Below are 18,224 nucleotides of genomic sequence, written 5' to 3'. Positions count from 1 at the left end.
ATCCTGCCGTACGGACCTAGGAAAACACCGAGGGCCGCCCCACCTCGTTCGATGGAGCGGCCCTCGTTTCACGTGAAACATCCGGATGTTTCACGTGAAACACCCAAGACGGGGGACAGCGCGGTCAGCCGGCCGGTCCTCCGAAGAAGCCGCCGTTTCCGTTGCCTCTCGAGTTGCCGCTCGACTCCGTGACGGACGGCGAGGGACTGGATTCCCCAGTTCCGCCGTTGTCGTTCCCGTTGTTCGTCCCACCGCCGACATCGCCGCAGTCGAAGAAATTGGAGCAGGTCTCGGTCGCCGAGGGCGAAGGCTCGACCTCCGGCTCACTGGGAGTCGGAGACGGAGAAGAAGACTCCTCCTCGGTCTCGGTCACCGAGGGCGTCGGAGTGGGGGACGGCTCCGCGTTGACGACCTCACCGATGGGCTCGGGCTCGGGGAAGTCCTTCGGGTCGGTGCCCTTCAGCGCCTCGGCCATGTAGTCGTGCCAGATCTGCGCCGGGAACGAGGCGCCGTGGATCTTCTTCTGGCCACCTGTTCCGAACATCTTCAAGAACGTACGGTTCTTGTTCGACTCGTCGTCGTCGTAGCGGAACATGGTGACGGCGGTCGACAGCTGCGGGGTGTAGCCCACGAACCAGGCCGACTTGTTGCCGTCGGTGGTACCGGTCTTTCCGGCCACCTCACGGCCGGGCAGCTGGGCGTTGGTACCGGTGCCCTTCTCCACCACGGTCTTCAGGACGTCGGTGACGTTGTCGGCGACCTTCGAGGTGAACGCCTGCTTCGTCTCGTTCTCGTGCGTGAAGATCTGGCCCTTCTCGCTCGTGACCTTCTCCACGGAGTAAGGATCACGCTGCTTGCCGCTGGCGGCGAAGGTGGCGTACGCGCCCGCCATCCGGATCGCGCTCGGGTCGGAGATGCCGATCGAGAACGACGGGAATCCGCTGTTGGTCAGGCTGGACGGCTTCAGACCCGCGCTGACCGCGGAGTCCTTCACCTTGTCCAGACCGACGTCCATGCCGAGCTGCACGAAGGCGGAGTTCACCGACTCACGCATCGCCTCACGCAGATCGATCTTGAACTTGGGCGGAGAGCCGAGGGAGACGTTGCCGTCATTGGTCTGAAGCCACTCCTCACCCTTCTCGTTCTTCCAGACCGAACCGTCGTAGTTCTCGATCTTGAGCTTGTTCTTGCCGCTGAACAGGCTCTTGGGTGACACGATGGTGCGTTCGTCCTGCGCCTGCGACGACCCCAGATCCGGATCCCGCACGCCCCACGTCATCGCGGCGGCCAGCACGAACGGCTTGAACGTCGAACCGACCTGGGCACCGGTCTGGTCGGCGTTGTCGGTGAAGTGCTTGGTGGCGTCCTCACCGCCGTAGACGGCCCGGATGGCACCGGTGTCCGGTTCCACGGACGCGCCGCCGAACTGGACGTGCGTATCGGTCTCCGGCCGTTCCTTCGGCTTGATGTTGGCCTTCTGGACCTTCGTGACCGATTCCTCGAGCTCCTTGACCTTGTTCTTGTCGAAGGTCGTGTAGATCGAGTAGCCGCCCTGCTGAAGCAGGTCCGGGGTGATCCCGGTCTTCTTGCTGTTGGTGACCAGGTAGCCGTTGGCGAGGTCGACCAGGTAGCCGATCTGGCCCTTGAGGTCGGTGTTCGACCGGGGGTTCTGCCACTTGGGAAGAGCGGTGTACTTGGCCCGCACCGAGGCGTCCAGATGGCCGTACTCGACCATCTTGTCCAGGGTGTCCTGCATCTGGCGCAGCGCCCGCCTGCTGTTGGCCTCGGCCGTGGCGCCGACCGAGTCGACGGAGGTCGCGCCGGCGGGGTCGTAGTACGTGGCGCCCTTCAGCATGGCGGCCAGGAAGGCGCACTCGCCCGGGCTGAGCTTGATCGCGTCCTTGTTGAAGTAGGCACGGGCCGCGGCCTGGATTCCGTAGGCGTTGCGCCCGTAGTACGCGGAGTTCAGGTAGCCGGCCATGATCTGGTCCTTGTCGACCTCCGCGCCCACCTTGATGGACACGAAGATCTCCTTGAACTTCCGGGAGATCGTCTGCGACTGGTCGTTCAGCATGGCGTTCTTGACGTACTGCTGGGTGATGGTGGATCCACCCTGCGTCTGTCCGCCCCGGGCCATGTTGAACACGGCACGGGCGATGCCCTTGGGGTCGATGCCGCTGTCGTCGTAGAAGGTCTTGTTCTCCTGCGAGATCACCGCCCAGCGCATCTCCTCCGGGATCTGCGAGAGGCCGATGTTCTGCCGGTTCGTCTCACCACCGGTGGCAACCATCTGGCTGCCGTCCTTCCAGTAGTAGACGTTGTTCTGCGCCGTCGCCGTCTTGGCGACGTCCGGGATGCCCACCATGGCGTATCCGATGCCCGCCACGGCCACCAGGCTGCCCACGAAGCCGACGAACAGACCCGTGACGAGCTTCCAGGACGGCGTCCAGCGCCGCCAGCCGTATTTGCCGGACCGCGGGTAGTCGATCAGACGCTTGCTGTCGGGCGCAGGGCGCCCTCTGCCCCGTCCAGGACCGGCCGGGGCGCCACGACGGCCCCCTGCGGGCTCGGCCGCTCTGCGCCGCCCGCCCGAGTCTCTCTGGGACGCGCGCCGGGACTCGGCGCGGCTGCCTTGTGACTGCTCCTCGCCTCCGACCCCATAACCCAACCCGTAGTCGGAAGGAGATCCGGTGGCGCCTCGCGGTGCCGCGCGGCGGCCGGAGGACGGACCGGACTGGCCGCGTCGGGCCGCGGCACGTCCGCCTTCCTGCGACTGCGGCGGTTTGCGACGGTGCTCGCTCATCGAACGATTACTCCTCGGGCAGGCGCATCCGTGCGCGCCTGGAAAAGGCGGCTGGTTTCCTGTCCCCCCGAAGTACGGATGCGGTCGGTCGCGCATTCACCCGTACGGCACCGAGGACCTCGACGCCCCCCGGCGTCTCATGGGTCCCGGTGGTCTGCATGGCGCACAGACTACGCACCGCCAAAACCCGCCTAGCCCCGAAGTTCACCCCAAACCAGGCAACTCACCTCCAACGAATCGGCGATGTGATCCCGTTCACCCTTTCTCCCCTTGTCCCATCCGGAAGGCCGTTCTATCGTGCTGATGTATCGAGTCGATACATCAGCGCGACATAGCCGAGAGGAGGCGACGATGAGCCGGCGTGCCGGGATCCTCGAGTTCGCCGTCCTGGGCCTTCTCCGCGAGTCCCCGATGCACGGCTATGAGCTGCGCAAACGACTCAATACGTCACTGGGGGTGTTCCGTGCGTTCAGCTACGGCACGCTCTATCCCTGCCTCAAGACGCTGGTCATCAACGGCTGGTTGATCGAGGAGCCGGGAAACACCCATGAAGACGCCCTCGCCGCTCCACTGGCGGGGCGTCGCGCCAAGATCGTCTACCGGTTGACGGCGGAGGGTAAGGAACACTTCGAGGAACTGCTCTCGCAGACAGGTCCCGACGCGTACGAGGACGAACACTTCGCCGCTCGTTTCGCCTTCTTCGGGCAGACGTCACGCGATGTACGCATGCGCGTACTGGAGGGCCGCCGCAGCCGGCTGGAGGAGCGCCTCGAGAAGATGCGCGCCTCCCTGGCGCGCACCCGGGAGCGCCTCGACGACTACACGCTCGAGCTTCAGCGCCACGGTATGGAGTCCGTGGAGCGCGAAGTGCGCTGGCTGAACGAGCTGATCGAGAGCGAGCGGGCCGGACGGGACCTCACGGGTTCCGCCTCCGGTGACTCCGCTCAACAGAACACCACATCTGGATCGACGGGCGGCCTGCCCCGTCCCGGGGACACCCCCAGGACGGATCTGCCCGACGAAACCGCCACGTGAGCGCCCGTTCAGGGACTCACTCGTACACACAGGGAGCAACCGGAATGGGTTCGGTTCGCGTAGCCATCGTCGGCGTGGGCAACTGCGCCGCCTCGCTGGTACAGGGCGTCGAGTACTACAAGGACGCCGACCCGGCGTCCAAGGTCCCGGGTCTGATGCACGTGCAGTTCGGCGACTACCACGTCGGTGACGTCGAGTTCGTCGCCGCCTTCGACGTCGACGCGAAGAAGGTCGGCCTCGACCTCTCGGACGCCATCGGTGCCAGCGAGAACAACACCATCAAGATCTGCGACGTCCCCAACAAGGGCGTCACGGTCCAGCGCGGCCACACCCTGGACGGTCTCGGCAAGTACTACCGCGAGACCATCGAGGAGTCCGCCGAGGCCCCCGTCGACGTGGTCCAGGTCCTCAAGGACAAGCAGGTCGACGTCCTGATCTGCTACCTGCCCGTCGGATCCGAGAGCGCGGCGAAGTTCTACGCCCAGGCCGCCATCGACGCCAAGGTCGCGTTCGTCAACGCCCTCCCGGTCTTCATCGCCGGCACCAAGGAGTGGGCGGACAAGTTCACCGAGGCGGGCGTCCCGATCGTCGGTGACGACATCAAGTCGCAGGTCGGCGCCACCATCACGCACCGTGTGATGGCCAAGCTGTTCGAGGACCGCGGGGTCCGGCTCGAGCGCACCATGCAGCTCAACGTCGGCGGCAACATGGACTTCAAGAACATGCTGGAGCGCGACCGCCTCGAGTCCAAGAAGATCTCGAAGACGCAGGCCGTCACCTCGCAGATCCCCGACCGCGACCTGGGCGAGAAGAACGTCCACATCGGTCCGTCGGACTACGTGGCCTGGCTGGACGACCGCAAGTGGGCGTACGTCCGCCTCGAGGGCCGTGCCTTCGGCGACGTCCCGCTGAACCTGGAGTACAAGCTCGAGGTCTGGGACTCCCCGAACTCCGCGGGCGTCATCATCGACGCCCTGCGCGCCGCGAAGATCGCCAAGGACCGCGGCATCGGTGGTCCGATCCTGTCGGCGTCCTCGTACTTCATGAAGTCCCCGCCGGTCCAGTACTTCGACGACGAGGCCTTCGCCAACGTCGAGAAGTTCATCCGCGGCGAGGTCGAGCGCTGACTCGACCCCACGCGGGAAATTCGCTCCTGCCAGGGCTGAGAAGGTCCCCGGGTCACCGACCCGGGGACCTTCCCCGTATGTGAGGCTGTGCCCCATGGCCGTCGTCCGTGATCTGCGCGTTCTGCTGCGCTTCGGGAACTTCCGGCGCCTGCTCGCGGTGCGGCTGCTGTCCCAGTGCGCGGACGGTGTCTACCAGGTCGCGCTCGCCACCTACGTGGTGTTCTCTCCGGAGAAACAGACCTCGGCCGGCGCGATCGCCTCCGCCATGGCGGTCCTGCTGCTGCCCTACTCCCTGGTCGGCCCCTTCGCCGGCGTCCTGCTGGACCGCTGGCGCCGCCGCCAGGTCTTCCTCCACGGCAACCTGCTGCGCGCCCTACTGGCATCCGTGACCGCAGTCCTGATGATCAGTCACGTTCCCGACTGGCTGTTCTACGCCTCCGCGTTGTGCGTCACGGCCGTCAACCGGTTCGTCCTGGCCGGTCTTTCCGCAGCGCTGCCACGCGTCGTCGACGGCGAGCGTCTGGTGATGGCCAACTCGCTCTCCCCCACCGCCGGAACGCTGGCCGCGGTCGCGGGCGGCGGTCTCGCCTTCGTCGTACGGCTGGTGGTGGCCGACTCCGACGCGGCGGTGGTACTGCTGGGATGCGCCCTGTACCTGTGTGCCGCGCTCGGCTCCCTCACGATGGCCGCGGACCTGCTCGGACCCGACCGGTACGCGGGCCGGCCCGGCCTGGCGAGCGCGCTCAGGGGCACCGCCCGCGGGCTGTCCGCCGGTCTGCGTCACCTTGCCGAGCCGAAGCGCAGGAAGGCCGCCTGGGCGCTCGGCTCGATCTCGCTGATGCGGTTCTCCTACGGCGCCCTGACGGTCATGGTGCTGATGTTGTGCCGGTACGCCTGGTCGTCCGACCCGGACGACGGGCTGGCGCTGCTGGGCCTCGCGGTGGGCGTTTCCGGCGTGGGCTTCTTCGTCGCCGCGGTCATCACCCCGTCAGCTGTGGGATGGCTGGGGCCGGTCCGCTGGATCGTGGTCTGCTCCGCGGCCGCCGCGGTCCTGGTGCTCGCCCTCATGCTGCCGTTCACGCGGGCGACCACGTTCGCCGCGGCGTTCGTGCTGGGCCTCGTCACCCAGGGCGCCAAGATCGCCACCGACACCGTCGTCCAGTCGTCCGTCCAGGACGGCTTCCGCGGCCGGATCTTCTCCCTCTACGACGTCCTGTTCAACGTCGCCTTCGTAAGCGCCGCCGCGGTCGCCGCCCTGATGCTGCCGCCTGACGGGCGTTCCGTTGCTCTGGTGGTCACGGTCGCCGTTATCTACGGAACGGTTGCTGGCGCTATGGCCCGGTTTGAACGTCGGTAAGTGTCACATCAATGACACAGACTCCACCTCGGCTACAAGGTTGTCAGTGGGGGCCGGTAACTTACGTGCGTCTTACTTCGCGAGTGATTTCGCGCCACACGTCCAAAGTTTTCTAGGGGGACCCCACGTGTCGACTCCGCCGCCTCAGGGCCAGAACCCGTTCGCGCAGCAGGGCCAGCAGCCCTACGGCCAGCCCCAGGGCCAGGCCCCGTACCCGCCCCAGGGCGGCTACCCCCAGCAGCCCGGGCAGCCGGGGCAGCCGGGCTACCCCACGGCCCCCTACGGCGCGGTCCCCCCGGAGCAGCCCCGTCGCAAGGTCAGCTTCAAGCTGATCAAGAACATCGTCATCGTTCTCGCCGTCGTCGGTGTGGGTATCGCCGCCTTCATATCCAGCCAGGACGACGCCGACACCGCGGCGGTCGGCGACTGCATGCACCGCGGCAGCACCAACGACAACGACCCCGACCTCGAGGTCGTGAAGTGCGACTCCTCGCAGGCGCAGTTCGTCGTGCTGGCGAAGATCAAGGGCACGTACACGCAGCTCTCGGCCGACAGCAAGTGCGAGGAGAAGGCCAAGGACTTCCAGTACTCGTACACCGAGAGCGGTGACGGCAGTAACTTCCTGCTCTGCCTGAAGGACTACAAGAAGTAAGGCAGTTGCAGACGAAGGGGGCGGTGTTTCACGTGAAACACCGCCCCCTTCGTCTGCGCGCCTGTCGCGCCGTCAGGGTCATGTTTCACGTGAAACATGACCCCGATTCACGGACTCAGCCCTGCTCGGCCCACCACTCCTTGAGCGCCGCCACCGCCGCGTCGTACTCCATCGGCCCGTTCTCCAGGCGCAGTTCCAACAGGTGCTTGTACGCCTGCCCGATGGCCGGTCCCGGGCCGACTCCCAGAATCTCCATGATCTGGTTGCCGTCGAGGTCCGGGCGGATGGCGTCCAGCTCCTCCCGCTCCTTCAGCTGCGCGATGCGCTCCTCCAGCCCGTCGTATGCCCGTGAGAGCGCCGCCGCCCTGCGCTTGTTGCGCGTCGTGCAGTCCGACCGGGTCAGTGCGTGAAGGCGGTCGAGGAGCGGTCCCGCGTCGCGTACATAGCGCCGCACCGCGGAGTCGGTCCAGTCACCCGTGCCGTACCCGTGGAAGCGCAGGTGGAGCTCGACCAGCCGGGAGACGTCCTTCACCAGCTCGTTGGAGTACTTCAGAGCCGTCATCCGCTTCTTCGTCATCTTCGCTCCGACCACCTCGTGGTGGTGGAACGAGACGCGGCCGTCGTTTTCGAAGCGACGGGTACGAGGCTTGCCGATGTCATGCAGCAGCGCGGCGACTCGCAGGGTGAGGTCGGGGCCGTTCCCCTCCAGGGCGATCGCCTGCTCGAGGACGATCAGCGTGTGCTCGTAGACGTCCTTGTGGCGGTGGTGCTCGTCGCTCTCCAGCCGCAGGGCGGGCAGCTCGGGCAGCACGTGGTCGGCGATGCCGGTGTCGACCAGCAGGGACAGCCCCTTGCGGGGGTGCGCGGACAGGATCAGCTTGTTCAGCTCGTCCCGTACCCGCTCGGCCGAGACGATGTCGATCCGGCCGGCCATCTCCCGCATCGCCCTGACGACCTCGGGGTCGACCTCGAAGTCGAGCTGGGCGGCGAAGCGGGCGGCGCGCATCATGCGCAGCGGGTCGTCCGAGAAGGACTCCTCCGGCGTACCCGGGGTGCGCAGCACACGAGCCGAGAGGTCCTCGAGGCCGCCGTGCGGGTCGATGAACTCCTTCTCGGGAAGCGCCACAGCCATGGCGTTCACGGTGAAGTCGCGCCGGACGAGGTCCTGCTCGATGGAGTCGCCGTAGGACACCTCGGGCTTGCGCGAGGTCCGGTCGTAGGCCTCCGACCGGTATGTGGTGACCTCGATCTGGAAGGACCGGTCGACTCCTTCGACGCGGGCGTCCTTCTGTACGCCGACGGTACCGAAGGCGATCCCTACTTCCCAGACCGCGTCCGCCCATGGCCGGACGATCTTCAGAACGTCCTCGGGGCGGGCGTCCGTCGTGAAGTCCAGGTCGTTGCCGAGCCGGCCGAGCAGCGCGTCCCGGACCGAGCCGCCGACCAGGGCGAGGGAGAACCCGGCCTCGTGGAAACGGCGGGCGAGGTCGTCGGCGACAGGGGCGACCCGCAGCAGTTCGCTGACCGCGCGGTGCTGCACCTGGCTCAGGACGCTGAGATTGTCTTCATTGGCGTTCGGCACAACAGAAGAGGGTACGTGGCCCGGCCGACCGGGGGCGCCCTGATATGGAGCGTAATCACATCTACCCCGATAGACGTACAGAGCTTATTTTTCATCTACAAAACCAGCACTCTTCGCATTTCCTTCGCATAGCGGAGGATCCGGCCGCCTTCCGCGATCTTGTGGAGCAGTCCGCGGCACTTACCCTCAGCGCGCATCGTTACGATGCGTGGACGCACATTCCGACGACCACTGACGACGACGAGGGACGGGCGAACGCGTGGCCGAGGCGGCAGACTCTCCGGGGATGACTCCCTCACCTGCCCGCCGGTGGCTGCGGCGCACCGGCGCACTGCTGGCCGGGGTGCCCCTGCTGGCCGGTCTCCTCCAGCTGCCCGCCGCCTCCGCGCAGGCCGCCGGCCAGACCTCCGTCAAGGACGCCTCGGGCGCGGGCACGGTGGCTGTCGCCGTCGACTCACTGAGTCCTGGCGCACCCACCGAGGGCGACACGCTCACCGTCTCCGGCACGGTCGTCAACAACGGCAGGCAGGCGGTCACCGGCGCCCACGTGGGTCTGTGGGTGGGTTCCGCGTTCAGCACCCGGTCGGCGATCGACACCGCCGCCAAGAACGCGGAGTCGCTGTCCGGCGACGACGGCTCGGAGGTGGGCGGCAAGTACGTCGCCAAGTTCGCCAAGCTCACACCGGGCGTGGCGGAGCACTTCAGCATCGCCGTCCCGGTCGACAAACTCGACCTCGGCGAGGACGGCGTCTACCCGCTCGGTGTCGCCCTCTCCGGGCAGACGTCCGCACGGCCCTGGGAACAGGTGCTGGGCATCCAGCGGACCTTCCTGCCGTGGCAGCCCGAGGAGGCGGACACCCCGACCAGGACGACGGTGCTGTGGCCGCTGGTGTCCTCCGTCCACATGACGGCGGAGACCGGTTCGAACGCGCAGCAGACGCCGGTCTTCCTCAACGACGACCTGGCCGAGGAACTCGCGCCCGGCGGCCGTCTGGACCAGCTTCTGAGCCTCGGCAAGGAACTCGACGTCACCTGGGTGATCGATCCGGACCTGCTGGCGTCCGTCGACGCCATGACCGGCAGCTACCGGATCCGGGGCGACGGCGACACCACCACGGCAGGCACCCACCAGGCACTCGCCAAGCAGTGGCTCGCGGAGCTCCAGGAGGCGGTGCTCGGCAAGGAGGTCGTCGCGCTGCCCTTCGCGGACCCCGACCTGGCCTCGCTGGCCCACAACGGCACCGGCGTCGCCGGCTCGCTGAGCCAGCTCAAGGCGGCCACCGACGTCGCTGCCACCACGGTCGAGACCGTGCTCCACGTGACACCGTCCACCGACTTCGCCTGGCCGGTGGACGGCGCCGTCGACCCGTCGATCGTCAAGGTCGCCACCTCGGCCGGCGCCGACAAGGTGATCGCCCGCGGCGACAGCCTCGCGGAAACCGGCGATCTCACCTACACCCCCTCCGCCGCCCGGCCGATCGGCGGCGGCACCACGGCGGTCGTCTCGGACGCCAGGTTGTCGACGGGGTTCCAGGGCGATCTGACGAAGGCCTCCACGTCGACGCTCGCCGTGCAGGAGTTCCTCGCGCAGAGCCTGGCCCTGAACCTGCAGACCGCCAAGCAGCGCAGCGTCGTCGTCGCCCCGCAGCGCGTGCCTACGGCGGGCCAGGCCCGGGCGCTGGCGGCGGCCGTCACGATGCTCCAGGGCGGTACCTGGTCGCAGGCCCAGCAGCTCACCGCTGCCGCCAAGGCCAAACCCGACCCGGGCGCCACCACGAAGGTGCCGTCGAGGTCGGCGTACCCGTCGTCGCTGCGCAAGCAGGAGCTGCCCCGGTCGGCGTTCGAGCAGATCGCGTACACGCAGGACAGGCTCGACAACTTCAAGGTGATCCTCGCCAACGAGGCCCGGGTGGTGACCCCCTTCGGGCGTGCGATAAACCGTGAGATGTCCACGTCGTGGCGCGGCCGTCGCAGCGCCGCGAGCTCGTTCCGGCAGAGCGTGCAGGACTATCTGGACACCCTCACCGGCCAGGTCAAGCTGATCGACAAGTCGGAGACCAAACTCTCCGGGCGCAGCGCCACGATCCCGGTGACCGTGCAGAACAACCTGGTGCAGGGCGTCGACCACCTGATCCTGCGGCTCACCTCGACGAACCCGACCCGTCTCGAGTTCTCCGACGAGCCCTACGTCGAGCAGCGGGTCACGGTCTCCGGCGGGCACAGCACGACGGTGAAGTTCACCACGTCCGCCAACGTCAACGGCCAGACGAGGGTGATCGCCCAGCTGTACACCGAGGACGGCCAGAAGTACGGCGCCGAGGTGGCCTTCGACGTGCGGGTCACCGAGATCACGGCCACCGTGATGCTGGTCATCGGCGGCGGTGTCCTGCTGCTCGTGCTGGCAGGCTTCCGCATGTACACCCAGCGCAAGCGCGCCGCGGCCCGAGAGACAGCAGAGACACCACAGGACGGCGAGGAGGGCGAGGACGGCGCCGACGAGGCGGACGGACCCGCCGACGGCCCGGAGGATCCCGAGCGCCGCCAGACCCGTCCCGACGAGAAATCCGGCTCCGGAGCTGGCGCAGCCGACCCGGAGCAGCCGAGTGACGGGACACCGGACACCGCAGTGGAAAGCGTCGACCCGTCCGGCACGGGTGAGAGAGTGGACCGTTGAGGATGCCGTGGCCGGTGGGCCCGGGACGATGAGGTGGGGTAACCATGAACGCGCCGTACGACGGTGACCGCGGCCAGGCCGCGGGCCGCTCGGGCAACCCCGAGGGCCCGCCGCCCGAGCACGGCCAGGTGCCGCCGCAGCACCCGGCGGACATGTACCTCCAGGACGCCTACGACCAGGACCCCTACCGGTCCCAGGACCTCACCGCGCAGGATCCTGTCGCCGAGGCGCTCTACGACCGTGCCGCACACCCCCCACCGCCCCCGGGCATGCAGCAGCCGCAGCAGCCTCTGTACGGCCGGCCCCCGCAGTCCCCGTACGCCCCCGACCCGCATGTGTGGGCCCAGACCCCGGCGCCCGAGCCGGAGGGCCCCAGCCAGTACCTGCCGTACGGAGACGATCCCCGCACCACCCAGTTCGTGGGGGTGGACGACCTGGTGACGCACTCCGGCGAGGAACAGCACCAGCCCGACGCCTTCGCCCACCTCTTCCGGGACCAGCAGCAGGGCGGCTCCCGGGCCGCCGAGCCCCCGTCGGTACCGGGCCCCGCGTCCGCCCCGGGCGGACAGGGAGCGGTACCGCCGTACCAGGCGCCGGTACCGCCGTCGCTCGCGGCGGACCAGACCATGAACCTCACCGCCACGCCGGACCCTGCCGCGGCCGACGTTCCCGCCGCCGCTGCGGCGAAGAAGGGCGGACGGGCCGCGGGCCTGCTGAAGTCCAGCGCCGTGATGGCCGCGGGCACCATGGTGTCCCGCCTCACCGGCTTCGTCCGCTCGGCGCTGATCGTCTCGGCGCTGGGCGTCGGCCTGCTCGGCGACACCTTCCAGGTCGCCTACCAGCTGCCCACCATGATCTACATCCTGACCGTCGGCGGCGGGCTCAACTCCGTCTTCGTCCCGCAGCTCGTGCGGGCCATGAAGGAGGACGAGGACGGCGGCGAGGCCTACGCCAACCGCCTGCTCACGCTGGTCATGGTGGCGCTCGGCCTGCTCACCGTCGGCGCCATCGCCGCAGCGCCCGTCCTGATCCGCCTCCTGTCCGACTCGGTCGCCAGCGACCCGGCGGCCAACGAGGTCGGCATCACCTTCGTCCGCTACTTCCTGCCCTCGATCTTCTTCATGGGCGTCCACGTGGTGATGGGGCAGATCCTCAACGCGCGCGGGAAGTTCGGCGCGATGATGTGGACGCCGGTCCTCAACAACATCGTCATCATCGTGACGCTGGGCATGTTCATCTGGGTCTACGGCACCTCCGCCGACTCCGGCATGAAGGTCACCACGATCCCGCCGGAGGGCGAGCGGCTTCTCGGCATCGGGGTCCTGCTCGGCCTCGTCGTGCAGGCCCTCGCCATGATCCCGTATCTGCGCGAGACCGGGTTCCGGCCGCGGCTGCGCTTCGACTGGAAGGGCCACGGCCTCGGCAAGGCCGCCACCCTCGCCAAGTGGACCGTCCTCTTCGTGCTGGCCAACCAGGCCGGCGCGCTCGTCGTCACCCAGCTGTCCACCTCGGCGGGCAAGGACTCGCCGGTCGACGGCACCGGTTTCGCCGCCTACGCGAACGCCCAGCTGATCTGGGGCCTGCCGCAGGCCATCATCACCGTCTCCCTGATGGCCGCGCTTCTGCCCCGCATCTCCCGCTCGGCGGCCGAGGGCGACGGGGGCGCCGTCCGCGACGACATCTCCCAGGGCCTGCGCACCACCGCCGTCGCGATCGTCCCGATCGCCTTCGGCTTCCTCGCGCTCGGCATCCCGATGTGCACGCTGATCTTCGGCTCCTCCGGCACCAGCGAGGCCACGAACATGGGCTTCATGCTGATGGCCTTCGGTCTGGGCCTGATTCCCTACTCCGTGCAGTACGTCGTCCTGCGCGCCTTCTACGCCTACGAGGACACCCGGACCCCCTTCTACAACACCGTCATCGTGGCCGCGGTCAACGCGACCGCGTCGGCGGTCTGTTACTTCGTCCTCCCCGCCCGCTGGGCCGTGGTCGGCATGGCGGCCTCCTACGGCCTGGCGTACGCGATCGGCGTCGGTGTCGCCTGGAACAGACTGCGCAAGCGGCTCGGCGGCGACCTCGACGGCTCCCATGTCCTGCGGACCTACGCCCGGCTGTGCATCGCCTCCGTACCGGCCGCTCTCATCAGCGGCGCGGCCTGCTACGGCATCGGCCACAGCCTGGGCCAAGGCGTCCTCGGTTCCTTCGCAGCGCTGCTGGTCGGCGGGGTGCTGTTGTTCGGCGTCTTCTTCGTCGCCGCCCGCCGCATGCGCATCGAGGAGCTCAACTCGCTCGTCGGCATGGTCCGCGGACGCCTGGGTCGCTGATACAAGGGGTAGGCGCACAACCATCGCCCACCCCCGCGTGTCGTGCATAGCGCCGGACTGTGGGCACAATTGGGTTCGGCGTCGGACGGCGCGCACGAGGTCGGACGGCGCGCATCGAATGGGGAGGCAGGAACGACGGTGGCGGAACGGAGCACAGCTGCCGTCGACGTGGCAGACAACAGCGGTGACAAGCCGCTGACCGCACAAGCGGACCAGTCCACGGCCGACGGGGTGGCCAAGAACCGGGAGCAGGACACGGACAGCGACGAGGCACAGGGGAGTGGCGGGGCGGAGCGTCCCGGGAAGGCCTCACCGCCGGAACTGCACAGCGGTCACAAGCTCGCCAGACGCTACCGCCTCGAAGAGTGCGTCACCCGTCTGGACGGTTTCAGCAGTTGGCGCGCGGTCGACGAGAAACTCCGCCGGGCCGTGGGCGTCCACATCCTGCCCGCGGACCACACACGGGCACGTTCGGTGCTGGCAGCGGCCCGGTCCTCGGCCCTGCTCGGGGATCCCCGATTCGTCCAAGTACTGGACGCCGTCGAGGAGAACGACCTCGTCTACGTCGTCCATGAATGGCTGCCGGACGCCACCGAGCTGACGACGTTGCTCGCGGCCGGCCCGCTGGAGCCGCACGACGCCTACCAGATGGTGAGTCAGATCGCCTCCGCCATGGCCGCCGCGCACCGCGAAGGCCTGGCGCATCTGCGCCTGAACCCCAGCGCCGTCCTGCGTACCTCCTCGGGCCAGTGGCGCATCCGAGGCCTCGCGGTGAACGCCGCCCTGCGCGGCATCACCACCGACACTCCGCAACGCACCGACACCGAGGCGATCGGCGCCCTGCTGTACGCGGCGCTCACCCAGCGCTGGCCGTACGAGAACGACGCCCACGGCCTGTCGGGGCTGCCCAAGGACGTCGGGCTGATCGCTCCCGACCAGGTGCGCGCCGGTGTCCACCGGGGCCTGTCGGAGCTCTCCATGCGAGCCCTCGTCAACGACGGCGCGACCGCCTCCCGGCACGAGGCGGCCTGCACGACGCCGGAGGAGCTGGTGAAGGCGATCGGTGAGATGCCCCGCATCCGCCCGCCCGAGCCCGCGTTCACCGCTCCGCCCGAGTACCAGCGCACGACGTACCAGCAGGGCACCTACGGTCGTCCCGCTCCGCACCCGGGCGCCACCCAGCAGATGTCGCCCCCGCCGCCCCCGCTCCAGAGCCGCACCGGCAAGGCCCTGAAGTGGGCGGTCTCCGCCCTCCTCATCGCCGCCCTCGGTCTGGGCAGCTGGCAGCTCGCGGACGCGCTGATGGACCAGAGCAAGTCCGACGACAGCAACCAGACCCAGACGACGGACGAGGGCGACAAGAACAGCACCGCTCCGAAGCCGGTCAAGGCGCTCAAGATCTACGACGCCGCCGAGTACTACCCGGACGGCACCCCCCAGCACGCGGATGACGCGAAGCTCACCTACGACGGTGACAGCTCCACGTACTGGCGGTCGCGCTCCTTCGACGACGGGCCGGTTCTCGCGCCCTTCAAGAAGGGGGTGGGCATCGTCTACGACCTCGGTTCCGAGCAGAGCGTCTCCGCAGCCTCGATAGGGCTTCACTACGGCGGCAGCTACACCGCAGCCAGCCTGTACGCGGCCGATTCGCTCTCGTCGTCGGCGTCTCTCACGTCCATGACGAAGATCGCCGACGCCCGGACGTCCGGGCAGGAACTGAGAATCTCCGCCGAGAAGCCGGTGAAGACGCGGTACGTTCTCGTATGGATCACCGCCGCGCCTCGCTCGGACACGGACGAGTACAGTCGCGCCGGCTACAAGCAGGCCATCACCGACGTGAAGTTCACGGGCTGACGTCTCACCGGAGGGGAGGGGGTCCCGATGGCGGAAGGCGCCGGATTTGACGGAGCGAGCGACCAGGACCTCCTCACCCGCCACGTAGAAGGCGACCCGGAGGCCTTCGGCGAGCTTGTACGGCGCCATCGTGACCGCCTCTGGGCGGTGGCCCTGCGCACGCTGGGGGACCGCGAGGAGGCCGCTGACGCCGTCCAGGACGCTCTCGTGTCCGCCTACCGGGCCGCCCACACCTTCCGCGGCCAGTCCGCCGTCACGACCTGGCTGCACCGCATCACGGTGAATGCCTGCCTGGACCGCGCCCGCAAGGCCGCTTCCCGCAAGACCTCGCCGGTCGACGACACCGAGCGTCTGGAGCAGCTGCTCGAGCCGCACGAGTCGGCGTCCGCCCCCGCCGAACGCAACGATCTGCACCGCCAGCTCCTCGAAGCGCTCGGCACCCTCCCGCCCGACCAGCGAGCCGCCCTCGTCCTCGTGGACATGCAGGGCTACCCGGTCGCCGAGGCCGCCCGCGTGCTCGACGTGCCGACCGGGACGGTGAAGAGTCGCTGCGCCCGGGGCAGAGCCAGACTCCTGCCACTTCTCACGCATCTACGGCCGGCCGGCACCGGCGGCGACAGAGAAAACGGCTCAGGACGGAACCGGGCGCAGGGGACATCCGTCCCACCGGCAGCGGAAACTCGTGACGAGGGGCCGGGCAACGCCGGGACAGGCGATTCAGCTGCTGTGAAGGGCGGAGGTGGGCGAGCGTGACCTCGACGACGGACAGGACCGCACACCCGGACGTCGCGGAGATCTCCGACCTCACCGAGGGCCTGCTGACTCCCTCCCGGAGTGCCGACGTGCGCCGCCATCTCGACAGCTGTGAGCTCTGCGCGGACGTCCGTGCGTCGCTCGAGGAGATCCGTGGCCTTCTGGGCACTCTCCCCGGCCCTCCGCGTATGCCGGACGATGTCGCCCACCGCATCGACGCCGCACTCGCTGCCGAGGCGCTGCTGAATTCCGCGTCTCCCGAGGACACGCACGCATCTCAGCCGGCCGGCCTGCCCACCACCGACGCCGAAGCGCGCCGCGTTTCACGTGAAACAACGACAGCCACAGACCGGCCCGCCGGACGCGCCCGCCCCACGACCACCGGCCCGGGTCGCAAGGACCGCACGCGCGGTGGCCGCCGCCGGTTTGCCGTCCTGGGCGCTGTCCTCACAGCCGCGGTACTGGGACTCGGCTCCGTCCTGGTGTCCTCTCTCACGGGCAACGAGGAGCCGGGCAGCACCGCCCATCAGTCCACTGCGCCGGACACCTTCTCAGCGAACGGACTCGAGAGGCAGGTCACCGATCTCCTCGCCAAGGCCGGCGGCTCCCGCTCCCCACAGAGGTTGGGCATCCAGGGAGAGTCAGACCCCGCAGCGCCCGGTTCCGCCTCGCCCAAGACTCTGCTCCAACCCACGGTCCCTCCCTGCGTACAAGCGGGCATCGGCCGCAGCGACACGGCCCTCGCCACCGAGACAGGCACCTACCAGGGAACGAACGCCCTGCTCGTCGTGTTGCCGGACACGTCGGACAGCACCCGGATCAACGCCTACATCGTGGACACCACCTGCGTGGAACACCCGGCGTCAACTCCGGCCAAGGTTCTGCTGACGAGCTCCTACACGCGTCGCTGACACCCGACGGCCCCGTCCTCGTCCCGTGTCATATCCCCCCTGCATCCCTTGCCGTGTCGTCCCTTGGTGTGCCCGGACACACCGGGAATGCGCGCCCCTTAGGATCCGTTGGGTGGGGTGAGAGTCCAAGTAGCTCCCACCGCTCGACCGATGCAGTCCCCAGAGACGAGGAATCAAGCCGTGAGCGACGTCCGTAACGTGATCATCATCGGCTCCGGGCCCGCCGGCTACACCGCGGCGCTCTACACCGCGCGCGCTTCGCTGAAGCCGCTCGTGTTCGAAGGCGCCGTCACCGCGGGCGGCGCACTGATGAACACCACCGAGGTGGAGAACTTCCCCGGCTTCCAGGACGGCATCATGGGTCCCGAGCTCATGGACAACATGCGTGCCCAGGCCGAGCGTTTCGGTGCGGAGCTGATCCCCGACGACATCGTCTCCGTCGACCTCACGGGTGAGATCAAGACCGTCACGGACACCGCCGGCACGATCCACCGGGCCAAGGCCGTCATCGTGACCACCGGGTCCCAGCACCGCAAGCTCGGCCTGCCGAACGAGGACGCCCTCTCCGGCCGCGGTGTCTCCTGGTGCGCCACCTGTGACGGCTTCTTCTTCAAGGACCAGGACATCGCCGTGATCGGTGGTGGCGACACCGCGATGGAGGAGGCCACCTTCCTCTCGCGCTTCGCCCGGTCCGTGACGATCGTCCACCGCCGGGACACCCTGCGCGCCTCCAAGGCGATGCAGGAGCGCGCGTTCGCCGACCCGAAGATCAAGTTCGTCTGGGACAGTGAGGTCGCCGAGATCCATGGTGACCCGAAGCTGGCCGGCCTGAAGCTGCGCAACCTCAAGACGGGCGAGCTCTCGGACCTCCCGGTGACGGGCCTGTTCATCGCGATCGGCCACGACCCGCGCACCGAGCTGTTCAAGGGTCAGCTCGAACTCGACGAAGAGGGCTACCTGAAGGTCGCCGCGCCCTCCACCCGGACGAACGTGACCGGTGTCTTCGCTGCCGGCGACGTGGTCGACCACACCTACCGTCAGGCGATCACCGCGGCCGGCACCGGCTGCTCCTCCGCTCTCGACGCCGAGCGCTACCTCGCTGCCCTCGCGGACGAGGAGCAGGCCGAGCCCGAGAAGACCACCGTCTGACCC

General features: G+C 68.5%; 12 protein-coding genes. 10 read left to right on the top strand and 2 right to left on the bottom strand.

From position 1 onward, the window contains the following. Window positions 1-124: 124 nt before the first annotated feature. Window positions 125-2,803, bottom strand: a complete 2,679-nt coding sequence (locus tag OHS71_RS21120) for a transglycosylase domain-containing protein (RefSeq protein WP_328480935.1) — start codon at window positions 2,801-2,803, stop codon at window positions 125-127. 351 nt (window positions 2,804-3,154) lie between these two features. Here OHS71_RS21120 and OHS71_RS21115 point away from each other — a divergent pair, with 351 nt between their 5' ends. The 4 genes from OHS71_RS21115 to OHS71_RS21100 all read left to right on the top strand — a co-directional run bounded on the left by OHS71_RS21115 (window position 3,155) and on the right by OHS71_RS21100 (window position 6,974). After that, the gene (locus OHS71_RS21115) at window positions 3,155-3,838 is read left to right on the top strand and encodes a PadR family transcriptional regulator (protein ID WP_328480934.1); all 684 of its coding nucleotides are present in this window, start codon (window positions 3,155-3,157) and stop codon (window positions 3,836-3,838) included. 44 nt (window positions 3,839-3,882) lie between these two features. Next, window positions 3,883-4,965: an inositol-3-phosphate synthase gene (locus OHS71_RS21110; RefSeq protein ID WP_328480933.1), complete on the top strand. Its 1,083-nt coding sequence runs from the start codon at window positions 3,883-3,885 to the stop codon at window positions 4,963-4,965. Window positions 4,966-5,059: 94 nt separating this feature from the next. After that, on the top strand, window positions 5,060-6,322 hold the full coding sequence (locus OHS71_RS21105) for an MFS transporter (RefSeq protein WP_328480932.1): 1,263 nt from the start codon (window positions 5,060-5,062) through the stop codon (window positions 6,320-6,322). A 127-nt stretch (window positions 6,323-6,449) separates the two neighbouring features. Further along, on the top strand, window positions 6,450-6,974 hold the full coding sequence (locus OHS71_RS21100; RefSeq protein WP_328480931.1) for an LppU/SCO3897 family protein: 525 nt from the start codon (window positions 6,450-6,452) through the stop codon (window positions 6,972-6,974). 115 nt (window positions 6,975-7,089) lie between these two features. Here the strand turns inward: OHS71_RS21100 and OHS71_RS21095 are convergent, their stop codons facing one another. Further along, window positions 7,090-8,556, bottom strand: coding sequence for a CCA tRNA nucleotidyltransferase (locus OHS71_RS21095; RefSeq protein ID WP_328480930.1), 1,467 nt, complete (start codon window positions 8,554-8,556; stop codon window positions 7,090-7,092). A 259-nt stretch (window positions 8,557-8,815) separates the two neighbouring features. On the opposite strand from OHS71_RS21095, the gene OHS71_RS21090 reads away from it, so the two are divergent. The 6 genes from OHS71_RS21090 (at window position 8,816) to trxB (ending at window position 18,221) form a co-directional block, all read left to right on the top strand. Next, a complete protein-coding gene (locus OHS71_RS21090; RefSeq protein ID WP_328480929.1) occupies window positions 8,816-11,230 on the top strand; it encodes a DUF6049 family protein in 2,415 nt (804 codons plus the stop codon). A 44-nt stretch (window positions 11,231-11,274) separates the two neighbouring features. After that, the gene (gene murJ, locus OHS71_RS21085; RefSeq protein WP_328480928.1) at window positions 11,275-13,554 is read left to right on the top strand and encodes a murein biosynthesis integral membrane protein MurJ; all 2,280 of its coding nucleotides are present in this window, start codon (window positions 11,275-11,277) and stop codon (window positions 13,552-13,554) included. Window positions 13,555-13,692: 138 nt separating this feature from the next. Then, window positions 13,693-15,408, top strand: a complete 1,716-nt coding sequence (locus tag OHS71_RS21080; RefSeq protein ID WP_328480927.1) for a protein kinase family protein — start codon at window positions 13,693-13,695, stop codon at window positions 15,406-15,408. A 27-nt stretch (window positions 15,409-15,435) separates the two neighbouring features. Further along, entirely contained in the window at window positions 15,436-16,161 is a 726-nt protein-coding gene (gene sigM, locus OHS71_RS21075) for an RNA polymerase sigma factor SigM (protein ID WP_328480926.1), read from the top strand. Then, window positions 16,158-17,072: an anti-sigma factor family protein gene (locus OHS71_RS21070; RefSeq protein ID WP_328480925.1), complete on the top strand. Its 915-nt coding sequence runs from the start codon at window positions 16,158-16,160 to the stop codon at window positions 17,070-17,072. The genes sigM and OHS71_RS21070 overlap by 4 nt, the downstream gene beginning before the upstream one ends. Before the next feature lie 180 nt (window positions 17,073-17,252). Further along, window positions 17,253-18,221, top strand: coding sequence for a thioredoxin-disulfide reductase (trxB, locus tag OHS71_RS21065; RefSeq protein ID WP_328480924.1), 969 nt, complete (start codon window positions 17,253-17,255; stop codon window positions 18,219-18,221). The last annotated feature ends 3 nt before the right edge of the window (window positions 18,222-18,224 follow it).

Source organism: Streptomyces sp. NBC_00377 (genome assembly GCF_036075115.1).
Classification (GTDB): Bacteria; Actinomycetota; Actinomycetes; order Streptomycetales; family Streptomycetaceae; genus Streptomyces.
This window is presented reverse-complemented; position numbering and strand designations above follow the sequence as displayed.